The organism is Pseudomonas sp. 3B-A001-10F (assembly GCF_056313565.1).
The window spans coordinates 125,911-151,791 of record NZ_JBQYFW010000009.1 but is presented as its reverse complement, the minus strand read 5'-3'; the positions used below and the strand labels follow the sequence as shown (position 1 = coordinate 151,791).

Below are 25,881 nucleotides of genomic sequence, written 5' to 3'. Positions count from 1 at the left end.
TCTGCGTGGGCACGCAGAGCGTCCGTAGAGGCATTCCTACGCAGAGCGTGGGAACGATCAGCCCCCACAGAATTAGCGTCATCCGAGGTTTTTTGAAATGAATGTTTTGATCATTGGCAGCGGTGGCCGTGAACACGCCCTGGCCTGGAAAGTGGCTCAGGATCCGCGCGTACAGAAGGTGTTCGTCGCGCCGGGCAACGCTGGCACCGCCATCGAAGCCAAGTGCGAGAACGTCGCCATCGACGTATTGGCTCTTGAGCAACTGGCCGACTTCGCCGAGAAAAACGTTTCCCTGACCATCGTCGGCCCGGAAGTGCCGCTGGTCGCTGGCGTTGTTGATCTGTTCCGCTCCCGTGGCCTGGACTGCTTCGGTCCGACCGCCGGCGCTGCGCAGCTGGAAGGTTCGAAGGCCTTCACCAAGGACTTCCTGGCTCGCCACAAGATCCCGACCGCCGACTACCAGAACTTCACCGAAATCGAGCCGGCCCTGGCGTATCTGCGTGAAAAAGGCGCACCGATCGTGATCAAGGCCGATGGCCTGGCGGCCGGTAAAGGCGTGATCGTCGCCATGACCCTGGCCGAAGCCGAAGACGCCGTGCGCGACATGCTTGCTGGCAATGCGTTCGGCGACGCCGGTTCGCGCGTGGTAATTGAAGAATTCCTCGACGGCGAAGAAGCCTCGTTCATCGTCATGGTCGATGGCAAAAACGTCCTGCCGATGGCCACCAGCCAGGACCACAAACGTGTTGGCGACGGCGACAGCGGCCCGAACACTGGCGGCATGGGTGCCTACTCCCCTGCCCCGGTGGTCACTGCCGACGTGCACCAGCGCGTGATGGATCTGGTGATCTGGCCGACCGTGCGTGGCATGGCTGAAGAAGGCAATGTCTACACCGGTTTCCTCTACGCCGGTCTGATGATCGACAAGGCTGGAAATCCAAAGGTTATCGAGTTCAACTGCCGCTTCGGCGACCCGGAAACTCAACCGGTGATGCTGCGTCTGCAATCGAGCCTGGTGCTGTTGGTTGAAGCCGCTCTGGCGCAAGCGCTGGACAAGGTTGAAGCACAGTGGGATCCACGCCCGAGCGTCGGCATCGTGCTGGCCGCTGGCGGCTACCCGGGCGACTACGCCAAGGGCGCGGCGATCAACGGTCTGGACGCAGCGGCGAGCCTGGAAGGCAAAGTCTTCCACGCGGGTACCGCGCTGAAGGATGGTCAGGTTGTCACTGCCGGTGGTCGCGTACTCTGCGCCACTGCAATGGGCGCCAGCGTCGGTGAAGCTCAGCAGCAAGCCTACAAGCTGGCGGCAGCCATCGACTGGGAAGGCTGCTTCTACCGCAAGGACATTGGCTACCGCGCCATTGCCCGTGAACGTGGCGAAACCCAGGAATAAGCTGTCGATCGAGCCCGGCGAGGGATACCGTTCCTCGCCGGGCTGTTCCGCCGCCGCGCATCGTTATATTCTGGCATCAACCTACGAAGGGATTTCGCCGTGCGCTGGCTCAGGATTGCCATAAGCTTCACCGTCACGTTGCTGACCTTGCTCTGCATGCTCCCGGCCCAGGCCGCGCAAGGCAGTGGCTGGTCGGTATTGCTTGACGATCAGGGCAGTCTGCAACTGAGCGATATCCGCTCCGCTCGCTACACCAATCAATTCAGCCCCATCGACCTCGACCGCCTCACTGCGGCCGAGCCCGATGGCGCCCTGTGGTTGCGCTTCAAACTGGCACCGGGCAAGCACGAACAAGTGCTGCGCATCTTTGCCCCCGACCTGTCACAGCTCAATCTCTACGTACTCGACGGTGACAAGCTGATCGAGCAACGCAACACCGGCACCGACCAGCCACAGGCCGAAAGACCGTTGCCGAGCAGCGACTTCATGCTGCCGTTGCCACAGACCGACAAACCGCTCGATGTCTATCTGCGCCTGGTCTCCGATCACCAGTTGCGCCCGCACGTCACCCTGCAATCGGCGGTGATGAGCGCGGCCAACCACAATCAGACGCTGATCTTCGGCTTGCTGTTCGGCTGTCTCGCCATGCTGCTGTTGCACAACCTTGTGCGCTACGCCTACTCCCGCTCGCGCAGCAGCCTGTGGCTGGCGGTCTGCGAGGGCCTGCTGGGCCTCAGTCTGTTGCTACTGCTCAACCTCGCCGGCCCCTGGCTGCCGAACTGGCACGCGGTGCAGACCCCGGGCGCCTATCTGGCGTTGCTGCTGACCGCTCCCGCAGGATTGATGTTCGCCTATCGCTTCTTCGCGCCGCTCGGCCCGCACCCGCTGAACAAACTGTTGATTGGCGACATCCTGTTTATCGTCACCTGCAGCCTGTTGCTGCTGTTCGTCAATACCCTGCCGCTGAACATCATCACCTATGCCCTGGTGGCCCTGGCCGGCCTGAGCATGTTGTTTGTCGCCTTCTATCACTGGCAGAAGGGTTACCGCCCGGCGCGCCTGTTCGTCGCCGCAATGGTGGTGTTCAACATCGGCACCTTGATCATTCTTCCCGCGTTGCTGGGGCTGACACTGGTGTCGCCGCAGGGTCTGATCATGACCCTGATGGCATTCATCTGTATCAGCGGGCTGCTGATGAGCATCGCCCTCGGCGAGCGTCAGCGCAGCATCACCGAAAGTCGTTTCAGCGTCAGCCGCGACCTCGCCGCGAGCAATGCCGAGATCAACGCCAAAGCCGAGTTCCTCGCCAAGATCAGCCACGAAATCCGCACGCCGATGAACGGCGTGCTGGGCATGACCGAACTGCTGCTGGGCACGCCACTGTCGGTCAAGCAACGCGACTACGTGCAGACCATCCACAGCGCCGGCAACGAATTGCTGACGTTGATCAACGAGATTCTCGACATCTCCAAGCTCGAGTCCGGGCAGATCGAACTGGACGATGTGCAGTTCGACCTCAATGCCTTGATCGACGACTGCCTGAGCATCTACCGGGCCAAGGCCGAACAGCAGAACGTCGAACTGATCAGCTTTATCCAGCCGCAAGTACCGCGGGTGATCAGCGGCGACCCGACCCGCCTGCGCCAGACTCTGCTGAGCCTGCTGGAAAACGCCCTGAAGAAAACCGATGAAGGTGAAGTGCTGATCGTCGTCGCCCTCGACGAGCGCAGCAACAAACCGCGTCTGCGCATCGCCGTGCAGGACAGCGGTGAACCGATGGATCAGGAAGAGCGTGACGCACTGATGCACGCCGAACTGCACAGCAAGCACTTCCTTTCGGCCAATCGTCTGGGTGGCAACCTGGGGCTGGTGATCGCGCGACAACTGATCCGCTTGATGCATGGCGAGTTCGGCATCAAGAGCGGCGCCAATCAAGGCAGCACGTTATGGCTGACTTTGCCGCTGGACCCCGACCGCCTCGAACACCCGACCTCCGATCTCGACAGTCCGCTGCAGGGTGCGCGGGTCCTGGTGGTCGACGACAACGACACCTGCCGCAAAGTGCTGGTCCAGCAATGCAGTGCGTGGGGGCTGAATGTCAGCGCCGTACCTTCAGGCAAGGAAGCGTTGGCTCTCCTGCGGACCAAGGCGCACCTGCGTGATTACTTTGATGTGGTGTTGCTCGATCAGAACATGCCCGGCATGACCGGCATGCAGCTCGCGGCCAAGATCAAGGAAGACCCGAGTCTGAACCACGACATCCTGCTGATCATGCTCACCGGCATCAGCAATGCGCCGAGCAAGATCATCGCGCGCAACTCGGGGATCAAACGCATCCTCGCCAAACCGGTGGCCGGCTACACCCTCAAGACCACCCTGGCCGACGAGCTCAACCAGCGCAACAAAGGTCAGGTGGTGTTCCAGCCGCAAGTGGTCACCCCGGCCACGGCGGCGAAAGTGCCGAGCGATTTCCGCATCCTCGTCGCCGAAGACAACACGATTTCGACCAAAGTGATTCGCGGCATGCTCGGCAAGCTCAACCTGCAACCGGACACCGCCGCCAACGGCGAAGAAGCCCTGCAAGCGATGAAAGCCCAGCGTTACGATCTGGTGCTGATGGACTGCGAAATGCCGATCCTCGATGGCTTCTCGGCGACCCAGCAATTGCGCGCCTGGGAAGTCAGCAATCAACGCATTCGCACGCCGATCGTGGCGTTGACGGCGCATATTCTCGCCGAACACAAGGAGCGCGCGCGTCAGGCCGGGATGGATGGGCACATGTCCAAGCCGGTCGAGTTGTCACAATTGCGCGAGCTGATCGAGCACTGGGTAGCCGAGCGTGATCAGCAGAACCGTGCCACGACGCCCACCTCCTGAGCCGACAGACCCCGTAGCGCCTGATAGACTCCCCCACGAATTCCCTCGCCAGTGAGCTTGCACCATGCTCCATGTGTTGTTCAGCGTTTACCTGAAGATGCTGGTGCTCTACAGCCCGTTCTTCGTGCTTTCGTGCTTTATCAGCCTGACCCGCGGTTATTCGCGCAAGGAACAACGGCGGCTGGCCTGGAAAGTCGCCGTGGCCACGCTGGTCTCCAGCGTTTTACTGTATTTGTTCGGGCGGGTAATTTTCGATGTGTTCGGCATCACCGTGGATGCGTTTCGCATCGGCGCCGGCAGTGTGCTGTTCATTTCGGCACTGGGCATGGCGCAGGGCAAACCGGCGGTACAGGCCGACAATGTGCAGCAGGACGTCACCATCGTGCCGCTCACCATCCCGCTGACCGTCGGCCCGGGCACCATCGGTGCCTTGCTGGTGATGGGCGTCAGCCAGCCGCACTGGGACGACAAACTCACCGCGATCATGAGTATTGCCCTGGCCAGTTTTACCGTCGGCGTGGTGCTGTACCTGTCGAATCGTATCGAGCGGATTCTGGGCGATCAGGGCTTACAGATCGTCAGTCGTTTGATGGGATTGTTTGTTTGCGCTTTGGCGGCGCAGATCATTTTTACAGGGGTCAAAGGCTATTTGGTGCCCTGAACAAGCGCATCGAATACGTCCGTACACTTCTTGCAAAGGGCCGTGAATTTATTCTTCACGGCCCTTTTTGCTTCTACATCGGTTTTGAGTTCAAAGCGCTGCCTCAATCAGCACGTTCAGACTGACCACGGCGTTAGCACCCTGCAGCCGTGCAAAACGCTGCAACCAATCGGTAAGGGTAAACGTGCAGTGGAGCCGCTCATTGAGCCGGACTGTTATTTCCATTGGCGTGTTTTCCTCGCCGCCCTGCGGCTCGACATCCCGCACAATCAGCGTGCTTGCACTGTCCGGGTCGGCAATCACCAGATGCCCTTCAACCCGCGACATCAAAAAGCGCGCGCAGTCAGCCATGTCGAGAAACAGCAGGTTCGTGCCCGAACCATCGTCGTCCGTTGCCAGCCGCGTATCGACCACGATGCAGTCCAGACGCTGCCAGGTTTCGTCGGTGATGCGATACCCGGTTTCCCGGGAACCGAAGGCTAGAATCAGTGTGTCGATACCATCGGGCAACAATGCGCAGACATCGGTCACCTCATCGCTCAAGGACAGGGACAACACCTCGCCTTCGCGGTGCGCGTGGCAGCCCGGAATCCAGACAGGATCAGGATCGACCGGGCCTGCGCTGAAGACAAGTCCGTCAACTGCGTCGAACAGCAGCGCTGCGGTGTTTTGGCGCGTGCCAAGAAACGTCGGCCACTGTCGCGCATGGCGGGCGGCGACCTCAAACAAGCGATCCGTTGCAGGCAGGTAATACGTGTAGCGCATGCCGGTGTGTTCGACCGGCAGGACCTGCGCGTGGACCTGTTCCGCGAGCAATCCTTTCAAGCGCGTACGCCACTGCTCGGCCGTCTGCCCCTGCACATGCGACCAGCGATTTTCCACGCTGATGATCCGCGCAGGCTGCTGATCGTGCAGCTCGACATTGACCCCGTCGCGGGTTTGCCCGAGCAGACCTTGTCCATGCCTCAGCACGTGAACAAATGACCACTGCGACCAGACCTTTTCTGCCATGGGCAACTGCTCGGGACTCACGCGCTGCAGCCCTGCAGCAAACGCGACGCGCAATGCCCCGATGGCAATCGTCGGCTGGCGATAAAGCCGCCCGGTCGAACCCTCCAGCAACCATGCGGCCTGTTTGTCCGGCGTCAGTCCCAACGGCGTCAACTGCACTTCAGGACCGATGTTCGACACAACGAATTGCTCCTCGATGCACCACGCCGGCAGAAATGCATGAGCCGCCCCATTGCCCAATCCGATGAGCGGAAAAGGTTCGGCTTTGTAGACTTTTGCCAGCGCCGGCAAGGCGTCCAGCCAGTCGGAGTTGAGCTGTAGCCAGCGCTGGCCGAGGCCGGCAAATTTCAGAATGTTCGGCGTGGGAATGCCGTCCATCCACTGCTCATCTTTGAGGCTGGTGTCGACCTCGAAGAGGCGGCCGTCGGCCTTGGTGGCAATGTAGCTTCCGAACCTTTGGGTGACGTCGACAATATCGCGCTCGATGACCCGATTGATGAATTGCCCCACCCTCGGCTCCACCCCTTGACTGATGGTCTGCGCTTGCTTGCTGTAGAACAGCAGCGCACCGCTCTGCGGATCGGCCGGCATCAACATGACCATGTCCGCCTCACTGCCCAACCCCGCCGAAAAATAGTGGCCCGTGCGTTTGTTGACCCAGGCACGCCGGCGCAATCCTTCGAAGTAGTAGGTGCGCGCGTAAACGAACGATGCATATACCCAGGTGCTGATGGCATTGGCCATGCCCGGGGTTTCATCGTTATACGCGCCGAAGGTCGTGAAGTGATGCAAGTCGCCCTGCCCGGGGCGCGCGGTGGGTTCCTCGATAAACGACGACTTGATGCCCGTCAGGACCACGGCCGCATCGCTGAGGCGATACTCCAGTGTTGTTTCGGTTTCAGTTATCCGGGCGTCGATCAGCAAGCGTTGCAACACTCGCAAACTGCCATCGGCGTCCTGGACACAACCCATGATGTGAGACCCGCTCGCGGGGTTCATCAAGCGGTAGCGATGCACAACCGTGCCGGTGATCGTGTCGACACGCCAGACCGTCGCCCGTTGCGGATGGTAGAACCAGGCATGGCGGGCACTGGCGCCGCCCAACAGCAGCCCCTCGTTCACCGCGCTCGGCAGATTACGTGCGTACAACAGACGATCACTGGTCGCGTCATACCAGGCGGTGGTCACCACCATGGTGGCGGCGGGCACGCGAAATTTGTACAGCGCCACAGCATTTGCGACCAATCGGCCTTCGCGGGCGTGCTGGCGCAGCATCGCCAGTATTTGCGGCAGGCGGCTTTGCTCATCAAGGGTGACCGACTGCAAGCGAAGGCAGCGCTCCCACCCATCGACCCGGAACAGGCCCTCGGCCAGTTCGATCAAGCCATCGAAAACCGACAGCACCGTGCCATCGACCATCAGTTGGACTTCATCATCATTTTCCCGATTCGGGACGGCAAATCTGACCTGTTCCAGGCAAGCCCAGGTCGCCTGTACGATCCACTTGGCTGGGCCATGAAATCTGACCGCCACAATGCCGGGTACCAGACGCACCTGATAGTGCCCAGCAGGAGCGGTGATCGCGTAGGAAATTTTGTTCTGCACTGGCGCTTCCAGCGTCGGCACCACCAACTGGCGTACCTGACTGTCCAGCACCACGCTGATGTCTGTCGGTTGATAGACCGGATGCAGCTTGTACAGAATGTGCGGCAGCGACGGGTTGCTGGTGAGATAAAAGCGCCGGTTTCCGTGTTGGTCATACTCCAGCGTGTCCGCCATGCGATCCGTCACTTGCGGGTAGCGGGTTTCAGCAGGGATGTCGCCAGCGTCCCCGACCTCGCCGGGAAGGGGGTCGTAGGTGTACCCGCCCAGCCCCTTCAACTGATACTCGTAACCGTAATGGCAGATCGGCGTGCACGGCAGCACCAGCGTCTCGAGCCTATCGGTTTCGTCACGGTAAAGATGAACGACCTCGGGCAGCCCCAGTGCCTGGCGGATATCGAGGGACAGGTGAATAGCCTGCGGGTCATCGTTGTACTGCGGCAGTTCCAGTGGCCCGCCCGTCCAGGGGTAAAACTTCTGGCTGTCGAAGCGCACGTCATTGGTTTGCAGGTTCAGACTGACGATGACCGCTTCTGCGGGAAATTGCAGCACGCCATCCTTCAAGGTGTAGGCACCGCGCCGGTAAGCATGACCGATCGCACGCAGATGATTGCCCACCGCCGTCGCCTTGTCCCTGATCTGCCCCAGGTTGCTGGCAATCGCCGTCACCCCAATGCCGACACCCAGCAGCGGCACCGAGAGAACGGCCGCTGCCGTGCCCACCGCCCCGCCAGCCGCCAAAGCAACAACATCCACCCCCAATGCCGCAACGTTGAACACCAGTGATGTGGAGAACCGCGAGCGTTGCTCGTGGTTCTCGGCCACCGACAGGTTGTGGAGATCGAAGCCGATGTTGGCGAGCGAAAATACCAATCCGCCTGCCGTGGTGGCACGCCCCAGCAGACGCCCGGACAACGACGACTGACCAAGCGTCAATGCCCGTTCGCTGGCCGCCACCTGACGCACCAGATTGATCGTCTGGGCCGTGTCGCTCAATACGCCGAAACCCAACTGCGCATAGTTGAAATAGACCTGCACTTGCAGGGCTATCGACAAAACCGGCGCCCGCTCGCCATCAGCCTGATAGTCACGATGGCGCATTTCAGTGACCAACGCCTGGATCGCGAAGGCGAAACTCAGACGACTGCCGCCGTCGGCTTCGACCGCGGTACTCGGCTTGCCCGTCAATGTGACAACCAAACGTTGAAGGTGTTTTTTAAGCCTGTCGAACCGCGCATCGGCGGTGCCGACTGTCAGTGATCTGGCCGGGTTCTGCACATCCACCAGCGTCAGCGAATAACCCGCGTCCGGGTTTGCCTTGAGCGTTTCCAGCAACGGCAGATAGTCGCGACCCAATGTGTGTTCAGCGCGCAGCTGCCGGGTTGCCTGATCAAATTCCTGCGCCCAGTAACGCGCGTCCAACTGCGCGAGGCTAGCCCCCAGCCGCGCGTTTTCACTGAGTAAGCGCGTGCGTGCGACAGCTTGCCTGGCCCAGACCGAAGCCGCCTGAGGGTCGGCGATAGCTGCGGTTTGCAAAAAACTCTCGACGCGCAACCCGGACGACAATGTCCGCTCGGCGAGCGCTACGGTGTCCAGTTCGATTACGTCGAACTGCGCAGTGCCGATGTCAGTCAGGCCGTACAACTTCGCCAAAGTGTTGCCGTCGTCACTTAAATAGCGTGCCACGCCCTGCTTCATTTCTGCGCTTGCGGCAAATCCATAAATCGCAAAATTGGGATCATAAAAGCGATAGAACGTTTGCTCATCCACTTGCACTTTGGCCACCAGCAAAGCGTGATTGCCTGTGTCGAGCAGCAGGGCGCCGGGGGCGGTTTTCGCTTCCAGTGTCTGCATCACGCTGTCGAGATTTTGCCGGCCACGAGCCTGTCCGATCGCACGCCCGGAGACCTCGCCCAGCTCATCCAGCGCACTGTGCAACGCCCGCGAATCAACGTCTTGCGGCCTCAGGCTGGCATTGGCCACACGTCCGATCAGTGCACGCTCGGCCAACCCGCCAGCCGCCACGGCGGCGCCCATCAACAACGCCAGCGGATAGCAACGGCGTCCCGGGTCGCCCGTGCTGCGCCTCAACAAATCCTGCGGCAGTTGCCTGACGGACACGGCACCGGACTGGAACAACGCCTCGCGCACCTGGCCACCCCGCTTGAAAATGTGCCTGTGATATTCACGCCGTGCCGTGCGATTGATCTGTCCGATGCGCTCGCCCCACTGTTTCAGCGTCAGCGGTTCGCTCATCGCCAACGCCTTGAGTTCGCGCGCCGTGTGCGTGCCGTGGATGCTCGCGCCGGCAAGCCCCGCCTCGAAGTTCGGCGACGCCTGCTGAATCAGGGCCTTTTCGATCGCGTGGTAACGGGCGAACAAGCCGCCCTCAGCGGTTTCCCGAGCGATGTCCATGACGCTCTGCCAGACCGGGGCAAACCCGGCGGCATCCAGACTGTTTGCCCCCAACATTCCGCCGAGGATGACGCGTTGCAACGGGCTGAGTTGCTCAACCGCCAGCGAGCCATGGGCAACGAGGGTGAACAACTCATTGAGATTGCGGGTAGGCTCCGCGCCATGGGACAGCGGAATCGCACGGACTGTTTGCGCGCGAATCTGCTCACGGCTGTCGAAACCGATGGAGATCGCTGAATTGAACGTCATGTCGCCGCTCAACTTCTCCTGCATCGCGCGCAGGAACGGCTCGCCCAGATCGTCCATCAGTGGCTGCAATACCGAGGTCAACATCACCGGTTGGCCTTCGATGACCGGCCAGCCCTGCTTGAAGGTTAGCGTGTGCGCTTTCAGCAGATCCGCCAGTTGGCCGACGTAGCGCGATTTCAGTTTGCCGTTCTGCCACTTTTCCCGCTCCTCAAGCAACCATTGCTCGGCCTTACCATCGACGGTCCAGCCGGAGATCATCTCCTCCTCGGTGTGGGTGTTGTAGCCTTCGAGCAACTTCAGGCGCTCACGGATCTGTACATGTCGATCGGGTTGCAGGTGCTGCTCTATGTATTTGAGCAGCGCGGCCGCGGCGGCCCCCGGGCCCGTCAGGGTGATGGTGCCGCGGGCTTCAAGGCGAATGCCATCGCGGTAATAGGTAAAAATCGCGTCGATCAGTCTGGAGCGGAACACCTCGCCTTGCGCTTCAGGCAGTTTGCCCTGCGCCTGAGCTTCGTTGACCACATTCTCGACCACATCAAACATCCGTGCCTGATCCGTCGCGTCGATGCCGGCGAGCGCCGCACGCCGCTCCACTTCCAGCAGACAGTCATAATTGAGGCGGATCATCTGCATGTACGCCAGGGTCATGGCACTGCCGGGATGGGCCAGCATGTGCGCATTCATTTCCGCCCAGTCCGGCAAGCCATAGGCCGTGCCCAAACGCATCGCGTCCTGCGGCACCGCGTGATCTTGCGGTGCGACAAAGATCTCACTTAGCGGGTGTTGCTCACGGGCAAACGCCGTCAATGCTTCGAGGTGTTCGGGCGGGATTTTGTCAGTGCGGTCGAGATAACGCTGGCGGTCGCGTCCCGGCATCAACGCTTCATTGTGGTTCAACAGCAACTGCAAAACGCCGATTCGGCCTTCTTCGCCGACGCTGAGAATATCGACACCGGCCAGCGTGTCCGCCAGTGGCGGCAAGTAATCCATGTCACTGTAACGGCCACCTTCGAGGTATTCGGCCTGCAGGCGCACGACATCGCTCGCTGCGGCAAAATTGCCGCGCATGGCCACCTCGCGCTGATAGACATCCTGCAAAAAGTGCCCAGCAAATTCGTCGCCGACATCGCGCAATTGCAGGTCCGCTCCGAGCATCGCCTGATGCGTCTGCAGGCAGCGCTGGCGAAAGGCTTCAAGCGTCGCCCGATTCTTGCCGTAGGCACGCACCATCAAGTCGATCCGCGCTTCGTCGGCTCGCCCCCGCCACTGGGCTTGCTGAAGGTGGGCGAACATCTGCTGCTTCAACACCCGCGCACGGTCTTCGATCATCTGCGACAACTGAAAAGCCTTGCTGACCTTGTCACCGCCCGACTCCAGCGCATCCACTCTGGCGCTGTCGAGGATCACCCGGTTCATTTCAAAGGCCAGCAACGCATCACTGTCGTACCAGAGGTTGAAGCGGTAACCCTGCGGCTCCAGCACCTGGCGCCAGATGTTCATGTAGTCGCGCTGATTGGCCCCGACTTCACTGCCGCCGACCCAGACAAAGTGCATGATTTTCGCCACGGGCCTGGCCACGCCATGGAGCATGGCGTGTGTGTCCTCCAGCCTGGCGACAGACTTGACCAGATCCGATCTGATCTGGCTGATGGCTTCGGAAAGGGGCTGAGTCCTGCGTTGGAGCAACGACTCCAGCGCCTGCTGAAACAGCTTGATCAACAGCAGTCGCTGCGGGTCATCAGCGGCTTGTCTGGCCAGTTCATAGTGCGACAGCAACACCTTGTATTCAGCGCTGCCGGCAAACTCGCTCAGCGCCCGCTGCAGTTGCGAGAAATCTTTGGCGGAAAGGATTTCGTACGGCTTGTTGGTTTTCATCGTGGCACTTCTTCAATAACGGCTTCGTTCGCCACGAAACTATTGAACTGGAGTACCACGCTCAAACCCGAACAAACTCAAACGATGTCCAGTGAAACAGCCAATAACACTCGGGGTTTGCGCTTGAACCATGTGGCAATGAATTGCCTGGTTTCTTACCGGCGCACAAACGCACAAGGCCGCCAATCCAGAAGATTGGCGGCCTTGTGTTCGAGCGGGATGATTCAATCCGAAGCGTTAACCGGATATCACGTCTCACGCAGTTGCTTACAACTGCGCTTGACGCTCAACACGACTTTCTCACGCCCCGGGTTTTTCACCGTACCAGCGCGGGGTGTAAACCCAGACGCCGCCGTCGCCGCGCGGGAAGGTGCAGGTGGTCGAAGAACCAATCAACACCATGGTGCGCATATCCACCTGCTCAGGGGTCAACGCGCCGAGTGTCGTGGTGCGCAGGGTCTGGCCCGGACGGCCGATGTCGCGGCCCAACACCACGGGGGTTTGCGGCGTGCGATGCTGCGCGACAATCTCCAGCGCCCGGCCCAGTTGCCACGGACGCGCCCGGGAGATCGGGTTGTAGAACGCCAACGCCAGATCCGCTTCAGCGGCCAGATCCAGACGTTTTTCGATGATCGACCAAGGCTTGAGATTGTCCGACAGCGACATCACGCAGAAGTCATGGCCCAGTGGCGCCCCGGCCTGTGCGGCGGTGGCCAGCGAAGCGGAAACACCCGGGAGAATTTCGACATCGACGCTGTGCCACGCCGGGTCCGTCGACTCGTGCAAGGCTTCGAGCACCGCCGCCGCCATGGCGAACACGCCGGGATCACCCGATGACACGACAATCACCGAGCGCCCTTCGGCAGCCAGCCGGAAGGCGTGACGGGCGCGCTGCATCTCTTCGCGGTTGTCGGTGCAGTGCTGCACTTGATCGTCGCGAAACGGCCCGGCCATGCGTACGTAGGTTTCGTAGCCGAGCACATCAGTGGCGCGGGCCAGTTCGGCTTTGACTGCCGGCACCATCAGTTCGGCAGCGCCGGGGCCGAGGCCGATCACGGCGAGACGGCCGCGTGGCCGGCCAATGCTGGAAACATCCAACGGCTGTTCGGCGACCGCGATTGCCATGCCGTGGCTGACCACAACTTTAGCCTCAGGCACTGCGGCACGTGCCAGAGTTTCGATGTCGCTTTGCGCCGCAACGAAGCGCAGCGGCACACCCAGCTCAAGCGCCGCTTCACGCAAAAGTGGCGAAGCCATTTGCGTCTCGCTGGCCAACAGACAGGCCAGCGACTGCACGGCGATTTTCGCCTGCTGCAACGCGCGGCGAACGGCATTCGCCAGGTCAGCTGTTTCGGCACTCACCGCCACCGCGACGCTGCGTGGATAGATCAGCAACTCACTGGCACTCGCCTCACGCGCGGCACTGCCGACATGAATCGAGCGCTGCGCCTGCGGATCTTCCGGCAATTGCGCCTGATCCAGCCACGGCGCCGCGCCTTCGATGCGCACGCTGTGACCGGCCAACAGGTCGGAGACAAAACGCTTGCCCAGTTCCAGATCGCCTAGGGCATAACCGCTCGGAGGGTTGAGCAGGCACGTGCCAAAACGCAACTCGCCGCTGGTGGTGATCGCGGCTGCGACTTGCAGCCCGGCAGCGATGTCGCGCGCCATGACATTCACCCCGCCGAGGCCACCCAACAGCGGCACCACGGCGCTGCCGTCTTCGGCCACGGCGAGTACCGCAGGCTCGGCGCCCTTTTCCAGCAACAGCGGCGCCAGCGTACGGATGACGATGCCGGCCGCGCACAGAGCAATGATCGGCGTGTCTTGCTGATACAGCGCGCGCAGGGTCGCGCCGAATTCCTGATAGGTGCAATCGGCGCCTTCGACGCGCCCGGCGAGGCCGTGGATCTGCGCTGCCGGATAGACCTGCTGAATGCGCCGTGCGGTGGCCAAGCTACCCTGACCGAGAATGACGATGGCTGGCGTGGATTGAGTCATCAGCCTTGCCACCGTTCGCCCGGCACGATGATCAGCGAGAAGTACGGCGACGACATCGGCTCGACCTGATCCATCGGCACGATCTTCTGATTGGCCATGGTCGCGCGCTCGACGTACAGCGCGCGTTCGGCCAGACCGAGTTCTTCGAGGACCTGACGCACTTTGGGGAAATTGCGCCCCAGCTTCATGATCACCGCCGCGTCGGCATCGGCCAGACGCCGCTTCAACTCTTCATGGGGCAACACGCCCGAGAGCACCGACAGGCTCTGATTACGATACACCAGCGGCGCGCCGAGCACCGAAGCGCCACCCAGCATCGAGCACACGCCCGGCACCACTTGGGCTTCATAACGAGTGGCGAGGCGATCGTGCAGGTACATGTAGGAGCCGTAGAAGAACGGATCACCTTCACAAATCACCGCCACATCGCGACCGGCATCCAGGTGTGCGGCGAGCGTCTCGGCGGCTTCGTCGTAGAAATCGCTGATGACCTGCTCATAGGACAGCGGCGCCGGCAGCGCTTCGGTGGTCACCGGATAGACCAACGGCAACAGGTTCTGCGCCTGTTGCAGATGCGCTTCGATGATGCCGAACGCGTTGCCCTTTTTGCCCTTGGCGACGAAGTACGCCACCACCGGCGATTCGCGCAGCAGGCGCAGGGCTTTGACGGTAATCAGCTCCGGATCCCCCGGGCCGACGCCCAGGCCAAGCAAACGTCCTTTGGCCTGCATCATTCGATCTCCGTGGCGAGGGCATTGACGGCGGCGGCGGCCATGGCGCTGCCACCGAGGCGGCCTTGCATGATCACGAACGGCACGCCACGGCTGTCGGCGGCCAGGGCGGCTTTCGACTCGGCGGCACCGACGAAGCCGACCGGGAAGCCGAGGATCAGCGCCGGTTTCGGTGCGCCGGCGTCAAGCATTTCCAGCAGATAAAACAGTGCGGTCGGCGCGTTGCCGATTACCACGACGCTGCCTTCCAGATGCGGACGCCACAGCTCCAGTGCGGCGGCGGAACGGGTGTTGCCCAGCTCGCGCGCCAGCTCCGGCACGCTCTCGTCACGCAAGGTGCAGATCACTTCGTTGTTGGCCGGCAGGCGCGCACGGGTCACACCTTCGGAGACCATCCGCGCATCGCAGAGGATCGGCGCACCGGCGGCGAGCGCGTCGCGCCCGGCCTTGCCCGCACCTTCGGAGAACTGCAGACCGTCAATGGCCTCGACCATGCCGCAGGCGTGAATCACCCGCACCGCGAGTTTTTCCAGATCGGCCGGGATGCGCGCCAGATTGGCCTCGCGGCGAATGATCGCGAAGGAGTTGCGATAAATCTCCTGACCATCGCGGATGTAATCAAGCATCAAAGGGGCTCCGAGAGCGGGCGGCGAGCAGGGTCGCGGCCGCTTCAATAGTAAGGTTGCGTGCGTGCAGCGCGCCGAAACCCGGCTGCGTTGCATCGCGAAAATAGAGGTCGTAATGACCGGCACTGACGGCCAGCAACGTCGCCGGGGCACAGTGGGCGGCAGCGCAAGAACGCGTGCAGCCACTGAGGTGGACGTTGAGGGCCGAGGGCAGCAACGTCGCCAGATGGCGGGCGTCCTGCTTGGTGTCGGCCAGGCCTTTGCCGCAGCCACTGGCACCGGTGCAAGCGATCAGGCGTGAGAGGGGCTCGGTAGCGCGGGTCAACAGGTTCAGGTGCTCAAAGCCTTCCAGCACCTGAGCCGCATCACTTGCTTTGACGTCAGGTACCAGCAGGCTTTGCCAAGGCGTAAAACGCAGGCTGCCATTGCCGAACTGGCGAGCCAGTTGCGCAGCCCCGCGCAGCATCGCCGGATCGAGACGGCCCAGCGTCGGCACCGCACCGATATACACCTGACCCAGATTGTTTTGCGGATGAACACCGATGTGCAGATTGTCCGCCACGGCGGTGCGCTGCCAATCGCTGATCGGCTTGATCGGCAAACGTGCGCTCAGTTGTTGCAGAAACGCCGGCATCGGCAATTCATCGAGCAAATGACGCATGCGCGTCTGCTCGGGACGCGCCAACGCCAGGAACAACTCCAGCACCGCCACCACCAACGCATGGCCGTGCTCCAGCGCCACCGCGCCGAGCGCACGATCCGTCGGGCACCCGGCCAGGCCGAACGCCAGCCAGGGCTTACCGTCACGCGCGAACGCCGATATCCACAGGTCATGGGGATGTTCGAGCATCGCCAGCGCTTCACCGCCATCCAGTTGCACGGCGAATTTGGCGCTCAGCTCGTGGAACCGTGGATGGCTTTGCAAAGTATCGAGGATCTGCCCGGCGAGGCCGCGCGTGTCGATCTGCATCTGCCGATCAATGCCGGCAGCGGGGCTGAGCATCAGGTTGCGCACATCGTCACCGGCCGCCGTGCGCGGGCCAAGGCCGGCGGCGAGCAGACGCTCGATCAGCGCTGCGGATTGCTCACCGATCCCGCGAATCTGCAGATTGGCACGGTTGGTCGCCTCGATCGCCGCGCCGAACTGTTCGGCAGCATCGGCCACCGCGTCGGCCTGATCGGCGCTAATCGAACCGCCATTGAGCTTGATCCGGCAGATGCCGCCGTCCAGTGCCTGGACGATACGCAGCAACCCCGGGCAGGCCGAGGGGCGTAAGGCGGTGGACATCGGGCGTTCGTTCAAGGGGCTGACCGGCTGCGTGGGAAAGGCGCTTCGCGGGCGAAGGCGCGGTATTATGCCTGCTTTGTCCGCTGGCATGAAAAGACTGCCCGTCGGAACGGCGTGTTTAGAGGAATATAGATGTCACCCTGGCTGACGGTAGTGGGAATCGGTGAAGACGGCTTCAAGGGCTTGGGCAAAAACGCCCGGCGTGCCCTGCTGGGCGCCTCGCGGATCGTCGGAGGCCAGCGTCAACTGGATTTGCTGCCGGTGTGTATTCGCGGCGAACGCCAGTTGTGGCCGAGCCCGTTCTCCCTCGCACCGGTGCTGGAACAGCGTGGCGAAGCAGTTTGCGTATTGGCCAGCGGTGACCCGATGTTCTTCGGCGTCGGTGCCAGCCTCGCCCGCCAGGTGCCAAGCGAAGAGATGCTGATCCTGCCCGCCCCGTCGTCCTGCGCGCTGGCCGCCGCCCGTCTCGGCTGGCCATTGCAGGAGGTGGTGACGCTGTCGCTGGTGGCCCGACCGCTGGCGGCGCTCAATGCGCAATTGTTCAGCGGCGTGCGCCTGTTGTTGCTGAGCAACGATGGCCAGAGCCCGGCAGCGGTCGCGCAATTGCTCGGCGAGCGCGGCTTCGGTTCGAGTCGCATGAGCGTGCTTGAGCATCTTGGCGGTGTCGCCGAACGGCGCATCGACAGCACCGCCAATGCCTGGAATGCCGCGTCCGTGGCCGACCTCAATGTCATCGCCATCGAATGTCTGGCCGACGCACAGGCCCCGCGCCTTTCGCGTCTCGCCGGACTGCCGGATTCGGCCTTCCAGCATGACGGCCAGTTGACCAAACGCGACGTGCGCGCCATCACCCTCGCCCGCCTCGCCCCGACCCCCGGCGAACTGCTCTGGGATGTCGGCGCCGGTAGCGGTTCGATCGGTATCGAGTGGATGCGTACGCATCCGAGCTGCCGCGCCTTGGCCATCGAAGCCGATGATGGTCGCCAGCAATTGATCGAGCACAACCGCGATGCACTGGGCGTGCCGGGCCTGCAACTGATTCGCGGCAAGGCACCGCAAGCACTCGCGGGACTGGAACGCCCGGACGCCATCTTCATCGGCGGCGGCGTCACCCGTGAGGGCGTATTCGAAACCTGCTGGGAACAGCTCAAACCCGGTGGCCGTCTGGTCGCCAACGCGGTGACGCTGCAAAGCGAAATGGCCCTGATGAACTGGCGCGAACGCTTCGGCGGCGAGCTGACGCGTATCCATGTCGCCCAGGCGCAGCCGCTCGGCGAGTTCGACACTTGGCGCCAGGCACTGCCGATCACCCTGCTCGATCTGGTCAAACCCCTCGATGCGTGACGAAACCGCGGAACAACCCGCGCCCTTGCGCAGCGGCCTGACCACCGGCAGCTGCGCCACCGCGACCAGCCTGGCCGCCGCGCGCCTGTTGCTCAGCGGACTGGCGGCCGATGCGGTGCAGATCGTCTTGCCCAAAGGCAAACAGGTGCAGATGCGTCTGGAGTTCTGCCGCTTGACCGATGATGGCGCCGAGGCCGGCACAATCAAGGATGCTGGCGACGACCCCGACGTGACTCACGGCGCGTTGCTCTATTCGCGCGTGCGGCTGCTGAGTGAACCGGGGATTCGTTTCAATGCCGGCGCCGGCGTGGGCACCGTAACGCGGCCGGGACTGGTGCTGGGTGTCGGCGAGCCGGCAATAAACCCGGTGCCACGCAAGATGATCAGTGATCACCTGACACTGCTCGCCGCCGAGACCGGTTACGGCGGCGGCTTCGACGTCACCGTCAACGTCGAGGGCGGCGAAGCGCTGGCGCTGAAAACCATGAATCCGCGACTGGGCATTCTTGGCGGTTTGTCGATCCTCGGCACCAGCGGCATTGTCCGGCCGTTTTCCTGCGCGGCTTACATCGCCTCGATTCATCAAGGCATCGATGTGGCGAAAACCAACGGTTATCTGCACATCGCCGCGTGCACTGGCAACGCCAGCGAAGACACCATGCGCCGGGTCTATAACCTGCCGGAAATCGCCCTGATCGAAATGGGCGACTTCGTCGGCGCGGTGCTCAAGCATCTGCGCAAAGTGCCTGTGGATAAACTCAGCCTGTGCGGCGGCTTCGGCAAGATCAGCAAACTGGCCGCCGGGCACATGGACCTGCACTCGCGGCATTCGAGCATCGACCTGCCGCAACTGGCTGACTGGGCCGCGGCGATTGGCGCCGACGAGGCATTGCAGCAGGGCATTCGTGAGGCCAATACCAGCCAGCAGGCATTGGCCATGGCCAGTGCGGCGGGGATCGCCCTCGGTGATGAAGTCTGCCGCCATGCGTTGAATTTCGCCCGCAGCGTGGTGCCGCCGCAGGTGCAGGTCGAGGTGTTTGCGATTGATCGTCAGGGCGGGATTGTCGGGCATGCCGGAGGTTTTGCATGAAGCGCATTTTGCTGCTCGGCGGCGTCACTGAGGCACTGGCGATTGCCCGCACGCTCAGGCCAGAACATATCTACAGCCTCGCCGGTGTTGGCCGGGTGCCGACGGATCTGACCTGTCAGGTCCGCGTCGGTGGTTACGGTGGCGCTGAGGGTCTGGCGCAATTCATTCGTGACGAAGGCATCGAGCTGTTGCTCGACGCCACGCATCCCTATGCCGCACAGATCAGCCAGAACGCCGCGACCGCCGCGCGACTGACCGACATCCCCTGCTGGGCGCTGCGCCGTCCGGCCTGGCAGCCGCAGCCCGGTGATGACTGGCGCGAAGTCAGCGACTGGGCCGAGCTGATCACCGCTCTCAAACCGTTTCGCCGACCGCTGTTCACCCTCGGCCGCGAACCGCTGCAGCACCTCGATGAAATCCCTCAGGACCAGTTCTGGACCCTGCGCGCCCTCGACGTCTACCCCGGCAACGAACGCTGCGAAGTGATCGGCGCGCGCGGGCCGTTTCTGCTGGAGGATGAGCGCGCACTGTTCGAACGGCGGCAGATCGATGTGTTGATCAGCAAGAACAGCGGCAGCACCGCCACCGAGCCGAAGCTGGAAGTGGCGCGCGAGCGTGGGGTGCCGGTGATTGTGTTGAAGCGACCGGGGTTGCCGGGGGTTGATCGGGAGTTTCGATCAGCGTCTGAAGTCCTTGAAGCCCTGACGTCGTAAGACTTTTCATCATTTCGTATTTATCTGTGAATTTACCTGCAAATTTTGAGGACGCAGCCGACTGTTCTTCACTACACCCTGACTCCAATACTTCGGTTCCTTTAATCCCCACAAGCAGCCAGCCGAGAAAAGCGGCTTGCCAGCTTGTATCCCAAGGAATACGATCCCGACATGATCGCTTTTGAACGATCCCGCATATTTTCCGAATGGCTCGACTCCTTAAAAGACATCAAAGGGAAAGGCCGAATCATCTCCAGGATTAAAACAGCCGAACATGGCAACTTCGGCGATTGCGGCTTCGTCGGTGACACCGTTTATGAAATGCGTGTTCATTACGGCCCTGGTTACAGAATGTACTTCACACGTAAAGGCGAAGTGATTTATCTGCTGTTGATCGGGGGCGACAAATCGACACAAAAGAGAGATATCAAACGCGCCGTGCAAATGGCTCATAACATCGGAAATGAGGAGTAAATCATGACCGAAGAATTCGCCCGTTTTGACGCCGTCGAGTACCTCAAGACTCCCGAGGATATGGCGGCATATCTGGATGCCTGTTTTGACGACGATGAAGGCGATGGCGTTCTGATTCGTGCAGCACTCAATGACATCGCCCGAGCTCAAGGCATGACACAAGTGGCGCGGGATGCAGGTTTGGGTCGCGAAAGTCTTTATAAAGCGCTCAGTAGCACTGGCAATCCCGAATTCGCAACTATCATGAAAGTCATGAAGGCTCTGGGTTTGCGATTGCATGCCGTAACACTGTGAAGGCGCTGCGACACCAAACCGCACGACGCTTTTTTACTTATCGGCCCTGATCAGGCTAAATAGCCGCGCCTGATCGCCCACCCAATGGATCTGTCCCATGAACCGACACCGGCTAGCAATTGCCTGGATCGCCTGCTTTGCAGTGCTGTTCAACATGCTCGCCATGCCGATGACGGGAGCGATGGCGCAGGCGGCCAATTCACCGGCCGAACAGTTGCTCTGGAGCAGTTTCTGCACCGGCAGCGGGACGAAGATGGTGGCGATCAACATCGGCACCACCGATCAAAAGGCCCCGAGCAACGACAATCATTCGAACATGCAGCATTGCTGGTGTTGCTCAGGCTCGGCGCCACTGGTGGCGCTGCCGGGGCATTCCCCGCAGCTGTATTTCGCCCGCTACGAAAGCAACCGCAGCGTGGCGCCAGCCTCTCTGCAAACACCCACTCCGCGCCAGCAATGGCCGAGTCTCAATCCCCGCGCTTCCCCTCTGGTTTGATTTGTTCGCGCAATTGACCTGCGTTTCAAATCGTTCTGGAGAACTGCCATGTTGAACAAACTCATCGTCGTCGCTGCGCTGCTGTTGCCGGCGTGCTTTGCCCATGCTCACGAATACAAGGCGGGCGAACTTGAGATCGCCCACCCGTGGTCGCAGGAACTGCCGCCGAACGCACCGACGGTCGCCGCCTATTTCATCATTCACAACGCCGGCAAGACGGACGACCGCCTGGTCAGCGTCGATTCGCCCATCGCTCCGGAAGCGCAACTGCACGAACACGTCATGCAGGGCGATCTGATGAAGATGCAACAAGTGCCGAGCGTGGCCATTCCGGCCGGCGGCAACGTGACGTTTGCGCCAATGGCCTATCACGTGATGCTGCTCAACCCGAAAGACCGCAGCCTGCTCAGCGACGGCAAGCGCTTCCCGCTGACGCTGCATTTCGACAAGGCCGGTGACGTCACCGTCGAAGTCTCGGTGCAGAAGAAACCGCCGGAAACCACGCAGGCCCACGCGCACGCCCAGTAAGCCTTCCGGCAGACTCCGCCCATGCGCCCGCTGAGCGCCAGGCCCTCCCGGCAACGCCGTCAGACTCAACACCTGACTCGCGGCAGCTGGATCGCCCTGTTCGCCATGTTGATGATTTTCATCGGCCCACTGATTTCTCAGTCGATGCCGATGGATCAACACGCCTCGACATCGATGCCGATGAGCATGGACATGTCGATGGACATGCCGGGCATGGATCACGCGGGCCATGATGCAAAACCGAGCGCCGAACACTGCCCACCGCAATCCTCGCACCACGTGCTGTGGGAAAAATGCGGCTATTGCAGCCTGCTGTTCAACTGCCCGGCGCTGACTGGGGGCGGTGATTTCGTCGCCTTCAACATCCCGCCGCTGAACACCTTCACCCCGCCCTCCCCGCGCCTGGGCCACGCCCGGCAACCCTTCTTCCCCGGAGCCCGCAGTCGCGCCCCGCCCATCGCAGCGTAAACACGCACCTTTGATTGCACACGGTTGAGAAGACAGCTTCAGGCTGCCGGCCGTGTCGTTTACGACTGTTTGATGGAAATTGTCATGTCCAGGTTTTCTGCTGTTCCACGCTCGGGCGTTGCCCCGGCGTCCTTCGCTCTGAACGAATCGCGGGTTCGTTTCAGGCACGCTACCGCCGTTCTTTGCGGTGTCCTGCTGTCCCCGCTGGTACTGGCCGATGAGCATGCCGGCCACCAGGAAGAACTGAGCCCTACGGTCATTACCGCGATCGCCCCGAGTTCGCCACTGACCATCGTCACCAATCCAAAAGATCCGCGACAACCGGTGCCGGCCAGTGACGGCGGCGATTATCTGAAAACCATTCCGGGTTTCGCGCTGGTGCGCAACGGCGGCACCAACGGTGATCCGGTACTGCGCGGCATGTTCGGTTCACGTCTGAACATCCTCACCAACGGCAGCATGATGCTCGGCGCCTGCCCCGGCCGAATGGACGCGCCGACTTCGTATATCTCGCCGGAAACCTACGACAAACTCACCGTGATCAAAGGCCCGCAAACGGTGCTTTACGGCCCCGGCGCGTCGGCGGGTACGGTGCTGTTCGATCGTGAGCCAGAGAGCTTCGGCGAACTCGGCACCCGCGTGAACGCAAGCATTCTGGCCGGCTCCCACGGACGTTTTGACAAGGTTGTCGACGCCGCTGCCGGCGGCCCGTTGGGCTACGTGCGCGTGATCGGCAACACCGCGCATTCCGACGATTACCGCGATGGCAACAACGACATCGTCGCCTCGCGCTACGACAAGTGGAACGGCGACATCGCAGTGGGCTGGACCCCGGACGCCGACACCCTGATCGAACTCACCGCCGGCAAGGGCGACGGCGAAGCGCGCTATGCCGGACGCGGCATGGACGGCTCGCAATTCCTGCGCGAAAGCCTCGGCCTGCGTTTCGAAAAATCCAACATCACTGACGTGCTGGAGAAACTCGAAGCGCAGGTCTACTACAACTACGCCGACCACGTGATGGACAACTACACCCTGCGCACGCCGTCCGGCACCGGGATGATGTCGGGGCCAATGGCGTCCAATGTCGACCGTCGCACCCTCGGCGCACGGATCAAGGCCACCTGGCGCTGGGCTGATATCCAACTGATCACCGGCCTCGACGCGCAGACCAACGAACACCGCCAGCGCAGCGGCATGGGCATCGATACCTACAAGGATCAGTCGTACAGCAAGGACGCCGATTTCCATAACTACGGCGTGTTCAGCGAAATGACCTGGTACGCCGCCGACCGTGATCGGCTGATCAGCGGCGCCCGCGTCGACCGCGCTTCAGCCAAGGATTACCGGCAAACCACCGGCTCGGGAATGATGTCCCGCCCCAACCCGACCGCCGACGATACCCGCGCCGACACCCTGCCCAGCGGGTTCATCCGCTACGAGCATGACCTCGCCGACAGTCCGACCACGCTCTATGCGGGTCTCGGTCACGCGCAACGCTTCCCGGATTACTGGGAGCTGTTTTCGCCCAAGTCTGGCCCGGCAGGATCGGTCAACGCGTTCGATTCGATCAAACCGGAAAAGACCACTCAGTTCGACTTTGGCGTGAACTACAAGAGCGCCGACCTTGAAGCCTGGGCCTCGGGTTATATCGGCGTGGTCCGCGACTACATCCTCTTCGACTACACGCCCGGAATGATGGGCATGAGCACCTCGCGCGCCGAGAACATCGACGCGCGAATCATGGGCGGTGAACTCGGTGCCGCGTACAGACTCACCGACCACTGGAAAGCCGATGCGACCTTGGCTTACGCCTGGGGCAAGAACAGCAGCGACGGTTCGGCACTGCCGCAGATGCCGCCACTGGATGCCCGCTTCGGTCTGACCTATAGCCAAGACAACTGGAGCGCCGGGGCACTGTGGAGAGTAGTCGCCGCGCAAAACCGCATCGACCAGAACAAGGGCAACGTGGTCGGCAAGGATTACGACAAGAGTTCCGGCTTCGGCGTGTTCTCACTCAACGGTGCCTATCGGATCAACAAGCACTGGAAGGTCAGCAGCGGCGTCGACAACCTGTTCGGCAAGGCTTACGCCGAACACCTGAACCTGGCGGGCAACGCCGGGTTCGGCTACCCGGCCAACGACCCGCAAGCGATCAATGAGCCGGGGCGCACGCTCTGGACCAAGGTCGACATGAGTTTCTAACAGCATCGCCAGCAGGCTGGCTCCCACTGTAGGAGTGAGCCTGCTCGCGATCGGTTGCGCAGCAACCGCCAATGACAACTAGAAGATCCAAGCCAAGCGGAGCACACGTGATGAAACAGCCCAAACCGAATTTCTACAACCTGGCCTGGCGTTGGCATTTTTACGCCGGTCTCTTCGTCGCCCCGTTCATGGTGATGCTGGCCCTGACCGGCATCATTTATCTGTTCAAACCGCAGCTCGATTCGCTGATGTACAGCAGCCTGCTCAATGTCCCCGCCGGCCATCACACTGTCCCGGCCGATGACCTGCTGCAGCGGGTGAAAAGCGCTTATCCACAAGGCCAGGTCACCCAATACCTGCCACCGGTCAACGCCGAGCGCAGCGCACAGTTTGTGGTGAAGAACGCCGGCCACGAACTCAACGTATTCGTCGATCCATACCACGGTGACATCCTTGGCGAGCAGGATGCCAAGCAGAATCTGCAAGCCATCGCCCGCGCCATCCACGGTGAGTTGATGATCGGCACCGTCGGTGACCGCCTCATCGAAATGGCCGCCGGCTGGGGCGTGGTGCTAGTGGTGTCGGGACTTTTCCTGTGGTGGCCACGCGGTCAGGCCGCGGGGATTTTGTGGCCACGGCTGAACAGTCGCGGCCGCGTATTGTGGCGTGATCTACACGCGGTCACCGGGTTCTGGGGTGCAACACTGTTGCTGGTGATGTTGCTCAGTGGCATGACCTGGACCGGTTTCTGGGGCAAGCAATACGCCCAGGTGTGGAACGTCTTTCCAGCGGCGATGTGGGACAACGTGCCGACCTCCGATGTCGAGGCGCGCAGCCTTAACAGCGCCACCCGCCAGACCGTGCCATGGGCGATGGAAAACACGCCGATGCCAATGTCCGGCGACCACGCCGAACACATGAACCACGGCGCCAGCAACGCCGGCCCCGCAGCACCCGCCATCCGCCTGCAAGACGTGCAAAACATTGCTACCCAACGCAAGGTCGAGCCGGGCTACAGCATCACCCTGCCGACCACCGCCACCGGTGTGTTCACCATCGCTGTGTTCGCCGATGACCCGCGCAACGATGCGACCCTGCATGTCGATCAGTACACCGGCAAGGTCCTCGCCGATGTGCGTTTCGAACACTACGGCACGGTGGCGCGGGCCACGGAAATCGGCGTGATGCTCCACGAGGGCAAGATGTTCGGCACCTTCAACCAGATCGTCGTGCTGCTGATCTGCCTGATGATTCTGCTCAGTGCCGTCAGCGGTGTGGTGATCTGGTGGAAGCGTCGGCCACAGGGCAAATTCGGCGTACCGCCGCTGCGTCATGACTTGCCGAAATGGAAAACCGGCGTGGTAATCATGTTGGCGCTGGCGGTGGTGTTCCCGTTGGTGGGGGCTTCGCTGGTGGTCGTCTGGTTGCTGGATCGATTGCTGCTATCGCGCATTGACCGGCAACCTGAGTCTGCCTCGACGTAAATCCGACTCAATGTGGAGTGGCCGCCGACGGCGGCACACTCCTGCCGTGTAGCCGC

General features: G+C 61.8%; 18 protein-coding genes. 13 read left to right on the top strand and 5 right to left on the bottom strand.

Features of this window, described 5'->3' with window-relative positions:
- Positions 1 to 97 precede the first annotated feature (97 nt).
- From purD to AC0ZWN_RS11610, 3 genes are all read left to right on the top strand, one after another.
- Positions 98 to 1,393 (top strand): phosphoribosylamine--glycine ligase, encoded by a 1,296-nt coding sequence (gene purD / locus AC0ZWN_RS11620; protein WP_095047354.1) that lies wholly within the window; start codon positions 98 to 100, stop codon positions 1,391 to 1,393.
- A 99-nt stretch (positions 1,394 to 1,492) separates the two neighbouring features.
- Entirely contained in the window at positions 1,493 to 4,270 is a 2,778-nt protein-coding gene (locus AC0ZWN_RS11615; protein WP_095126112.1) for a hybrid sensor histidine kinase/response regulator, read from the top strand.
- Positions 4,271 to 4,334: 64 nt separating this feature from the next.
- Positions 4,335 to 4,931, top strand: a complete 597-nt coding sequence (locus tag AC0ZWN_RS11610) for a MarC family protein (protein ID WP_025111770.1) — start codon at positions 4,335 to 4,337, stop codon at positions 4,929 to 4,931.
- Between the two features lie 90 nt (positions 4,932 to 5,021).
- On the opposite strand, the gene AC0ZWN_RS11605 is transcribed toward AC0ZWN_RS11610, so the two are convergent.
- The 5 genes from AC0ZWN_RS11605 to cobG all read right to left on the bottom strand — a co-directional run bounded on the left by AC0ZWN_RS11605 (position 5,022) and on the right by cobG (position 16,729).
- Positions 5,022 to 12,083 carry a TcdA/TcdB catalytic glycosyltransferase domain-containing protein gene (locus AC0ZWN_RS11605; protein ID WP_476335111.1) on the bottom strand — a complete coding sequence of 2,354 codons (7,062 nt, stop codon included), beginning with the start codon at positions 12,081 to 12,083 and terminating at the stop codon, positions 5,022 to 5,024.
- 300 nt (positions 12,084 to 12,383) lie between these two features.
- The gene (cobJ, locus tag AC0ZWN_RS11600) at positions 12,384 to 14,084 is read right to left on the bottom strand and encodes a precorrin-3B C(17)-methyltransferase (protein ID WP_476335109.1); all 1,701 of its coding nucleotides are present in this window, start codon (positions 14,082 to 14,084) and stop codon (positions 12,384 to 12,386) included.
- Positions 14,084 to 14,818, bottom strand: coding sequence for a precorrin-2 C(20)-methyltransferase (locus tag AC0ZWN_RS11595; protein WP_371857758.1), 735 nt, complete (start codon positions 14,816 to 14,818; stop codon positions 14,084 to 14,086). The genes cobJ and AC0ZWN_RS11595 overlap by 1 nt, the downstream gene beginning before the upstream one ends.
- Positions 14,815 to 15,441: a precorrin-8X methylmutase gene (locus AC0ZWN_RS11590; RefSeq protein ID WP_093430238.1), complete on the bottom strand. Its 627-nt coding sequence runs from the start codon at positions 15,439 to 15,441 to the stop codon at positions 14,815 to 14,817. The genes AC0ZWN_RS11595 and AC0ZWN_RS11590 overlap by 4 nt, the downstream gene beginning before the upstream one ends.
- Positions 15,434 to 16,729 (bottom strand): precorrin-3B synthase, encoded by a 1,296-nt coding sequence (gene cobG, locus AC0ZWN_RS11585; RefSeq protein ID WP_476335108.1) that lies wholly within the window; start codon positions 16,727 to 16,729, stop codon positions 15,434 to 15,436. The genes AC0ZWN_RS11590 and cobG overlap by 8 nt, the downstream gene beginning before the upstream one ends.
- A 132-nt stretch (positions 16,730 to 16,861) precedes the next feature.
- On the opposite strand from cobG, the gene cbiE reads away from it, so the two are divergent.
- The 10 genes from cbiE (at position 16,862) to AC0ZWN_RS11535 (ending at position 25,825) form a co-directional block, all read left to right on the top strand.
- Positions 16,862 to 18,073: a precorrin-6y C5,15-methyltransferase (decarboxylating) subunit CbiE gene (gene cbiE, locus AC0ZWN_RS11580; RefSeq protein WP_476335107.1), complete on the top strand. Its 1,212-nt coding sequence runs from the start codon at positions 16,862 to 16,864 to the stop codon at positions 18,071 to 18,073.
- Positions 18,066 to 19,163: a cobalt-precorrin-5B (C(1))-methyltransferase gene (locus tag AC0ZWN_RS11575; RefSeq protein WP_476335106.1), complete on the top strand. Its 1,098-nt coding sequence runs from the start codon at positions 18,066 to 18,068 to the stop codon at positions 19,161 to 19,163. Before cbiE ends, AC0ZWN_RS11575 begins: the two co-directional genes overlap by 8 nt.
- On the top strand, positions 19,160 to 19,876 hold the full coding sequence (locus AC0ZWN_RS11570) for a cobalt-precorrin-6A reductase (RefSeq protein WP_476335105.1): 717 nt from the start codon (positions 19,160 to 19,162) through the stop codon (positions 19,874 to 19,876). The genes AC0ZWN_RS11575 and AC0ZWN_RS11570 overlap by 4 nt, the downstream gene beginning before the upstream one ends.
- 171 nt (positions 19,877 to 20,047) lie before the next feature.
- A complete protein-coding gene (locus tag AC0ZWN_RS11565; RefSeq protein ID WP_093430233.1) occupies positions 20,048 to 20,350 on the top strand; it encodes a type II toxin-antitoxin system RelE/ParE family toxin in 303 nt (100 codons plus the stop codon).
- Positions 20,351 to 20,353: 3 nt separating this feature from the next.
- Positions 20,354 to 20,644 (top strand): addiction module antidote protein, encoded by a 291-nt coding sequence (locus AC0ZWN_RS11560; RefSeq protein ID WP_093430232.1) that lies wholly within the window; start codon positions 20,354 to 20,356, stop codon positions 20,642 to 20,644.
- 97 nt (positions 20,645 to 20,741) lie between these two features.
- On the top strand, positions 20,742 to 21,140 hold the full coding sequence (locus tag AC0ZWN_RS11555) for a DUF2946 domain-containing protein (RefSeq protein ID WP_122599673.1): 399 nt from the start codon (positions 20,742 to 20,744) through the stop codon (positions 21,138 to 21,140).
- A gap of 48 nt (positions 21,141 to 21,188) precedes the next feature.
- The gene (locus AC0ZWN_RS11550) at positions 21,189 to 21,668 is read left to right on the top strand and encodes a copper chaperone PCu(A)C (RefSeq protein WP_476335104.1); all 480 of its coding nucleotides are present in this window, start codon (positions 21,189 to 21,191) and stop codon (positions 21,666 to 21,668) included.
- 21 nt (positions 21,669 to 21,689) lie between these two features.
- Positions 21,690 to 22,136, top strand: coding sequence for a DUF2946 domain-containing protein (locus AC0ZWN_RS11545; RefSeq protein ID WP_476335102.1), 447 nt, complete (start codon positions 21,690 to 21,692; stop codon positions 22,134 to 22,136).
- Between the two features lie 84 nt (positions 22,137 to 22,220).
- A complete protein-coding gene (locus tag AC0ZWN_RS11540; RefSeq protein ID WP_476335100.1) occupies positions 22,221 to 24,341 on the top strand; it encodes a TonB-dependent copper receptor in 2,121 nt (706 codons plus the stop codon).
- 110 nt (positions 24,342 to 24,451) lie between these two features.
- Positions 24,452 to 25,825, top strand: a complete 1,374-nt coding sequence (locus AC0ZWN_RS11535) for a PepSY-associated TM helix domain-containing protein (protein WP_476335099.1) — start codon at positions 24,452 to 24,454, stop codon at positions 25,823 to 25,825.
- Positions 25,826 to 25,881 lie beyond the last annotated feature (56 nt).

Excerpts from the sequence above, each read along its gene's own strand:
- cobJ (WP_476335109.1), bottom strand. The coding sequence starts at position 14,084 with ATGACTCAATCCACGCCAGCCATCGTCATTCTCGGTCAGGGTAGCTTG.
- AC0ZWN_RS11570 (WP_476335105.1), top strand. The coding sequence starts at position 19,160 with ATGAAGCGCATTTTGCTGCTCGGCGGCGTCACTGAGGCACTGGCGATT.
- AC0ZWN_RS11540 (WP_476335100.1), top strand. The coding sequence starts at position 22,221 with ATGTCCAGGTTTTCTGCTGTTCCACGCTCGGGCGTTGCCCCGGCGTCC.
- AC0ZWN_RS11555 (WP_122599673.1), top strand. The coding sequence starts at position 20,742 with ATGAACCGACACCGGCTAGCAATTGCCTGGATCGCCTGCTTTGCAGTG.
- AC0ZWN_RS11545 (WP_476335102.1), top strand. The coding sequence starts at position 21,690 with ATGCGCCCGCTGAGCGCCAGGCCCTCCCGGCAACGCCGTCAGACTCAA.
- AC0ZWN_RS11610 (WP_025111770.1), top strand. The coding sequence starts at position 4,335 with ATGCTCCATGTGTTGTTCAGCGTTTACCTGAAGATGCTGGTGCTCTAC.
- cbiE (WP_476335107.1), top strand. The coding sequence starts at position 16,862 with ATGTCACCCTGGCTGACGGTAGTGGGAATCGGTGAAGACGGCTTCAAG.
- AC0ZWN_RS11535 (WP_476335099.1), top strand. The coding sequence starts at position 24,452 with ATGAAACAGCCCAAACCGAATTTCTACAACCTGGCCTGGCGTTGGCAT.
- AC0ZWN_RS11595 (WP_371857758.1), bottom strand. The coding sequence starts at position 14,818 with ATGATGCAGGCCAAAGGACGTTTGCTTGGCCTGGGCGTCGGCCCGGGG.
- purD (WP_095047354.1), top strand. The coding sequence starts at position 98 with ATGAATGTTTTGATCATTGGCAGCGGTGGCCGTGAACACGCCCTGGCC.
- AC0ZWN_RS11575 (WP_476335106.1), top strand. The coding sequence starts at position 18,066 with ATGCGTGACGAAACCGCGGAACAACCCGCGCCCTTGCGCAGCGGCCTG.
- cobG (WP_476335108.1), bottom strand. The coding sequence starts at position 16,729 with ATGTCCACCGCCTTACGCCCCTCGGCCTGCCCGGGGTTGCTGCGTATC.
- AC0ZWN_RS11565 (WP_093430233.1), top strand. The coding sequence starts at position 20,048 with ATGATCGCTTTTGAACGATCCCGCATATTTTCCGAATGGCTCGACTCC.
- AC0ZWN_RS11550 (WP_476335104.1), top strand. The coding sequence starts at position 21,189 with ATGTTGAACAAACTCATCGTCGTCGCTGCGCTGCTGTTGCCGGCGTGC.
- AC0ZWN_RS11560 (WP_093430232.1), top strand. The coding sequence starts at position 20,354 with ATGACCGAAGAATTCGCCCGTTTTGACGCCGTCGAGTACCTCAAGACT.
- AC0ZWN_RS11605 (WP_476335111.1), bottom strand. The coding sequence starts at position 12,083 with ATGAAAACCAACAAGCCGTACGAAATCCTTTCCGCCAAAGATTTCTCG.
- AC0ZWN_RS11590 (WP_093430238.1), bottom strand. The coding sequence starts at position 15,441 with ATGCTTGATTACATCCGCGATGGTCAGGAGATTTATCGCAACTCCTTC.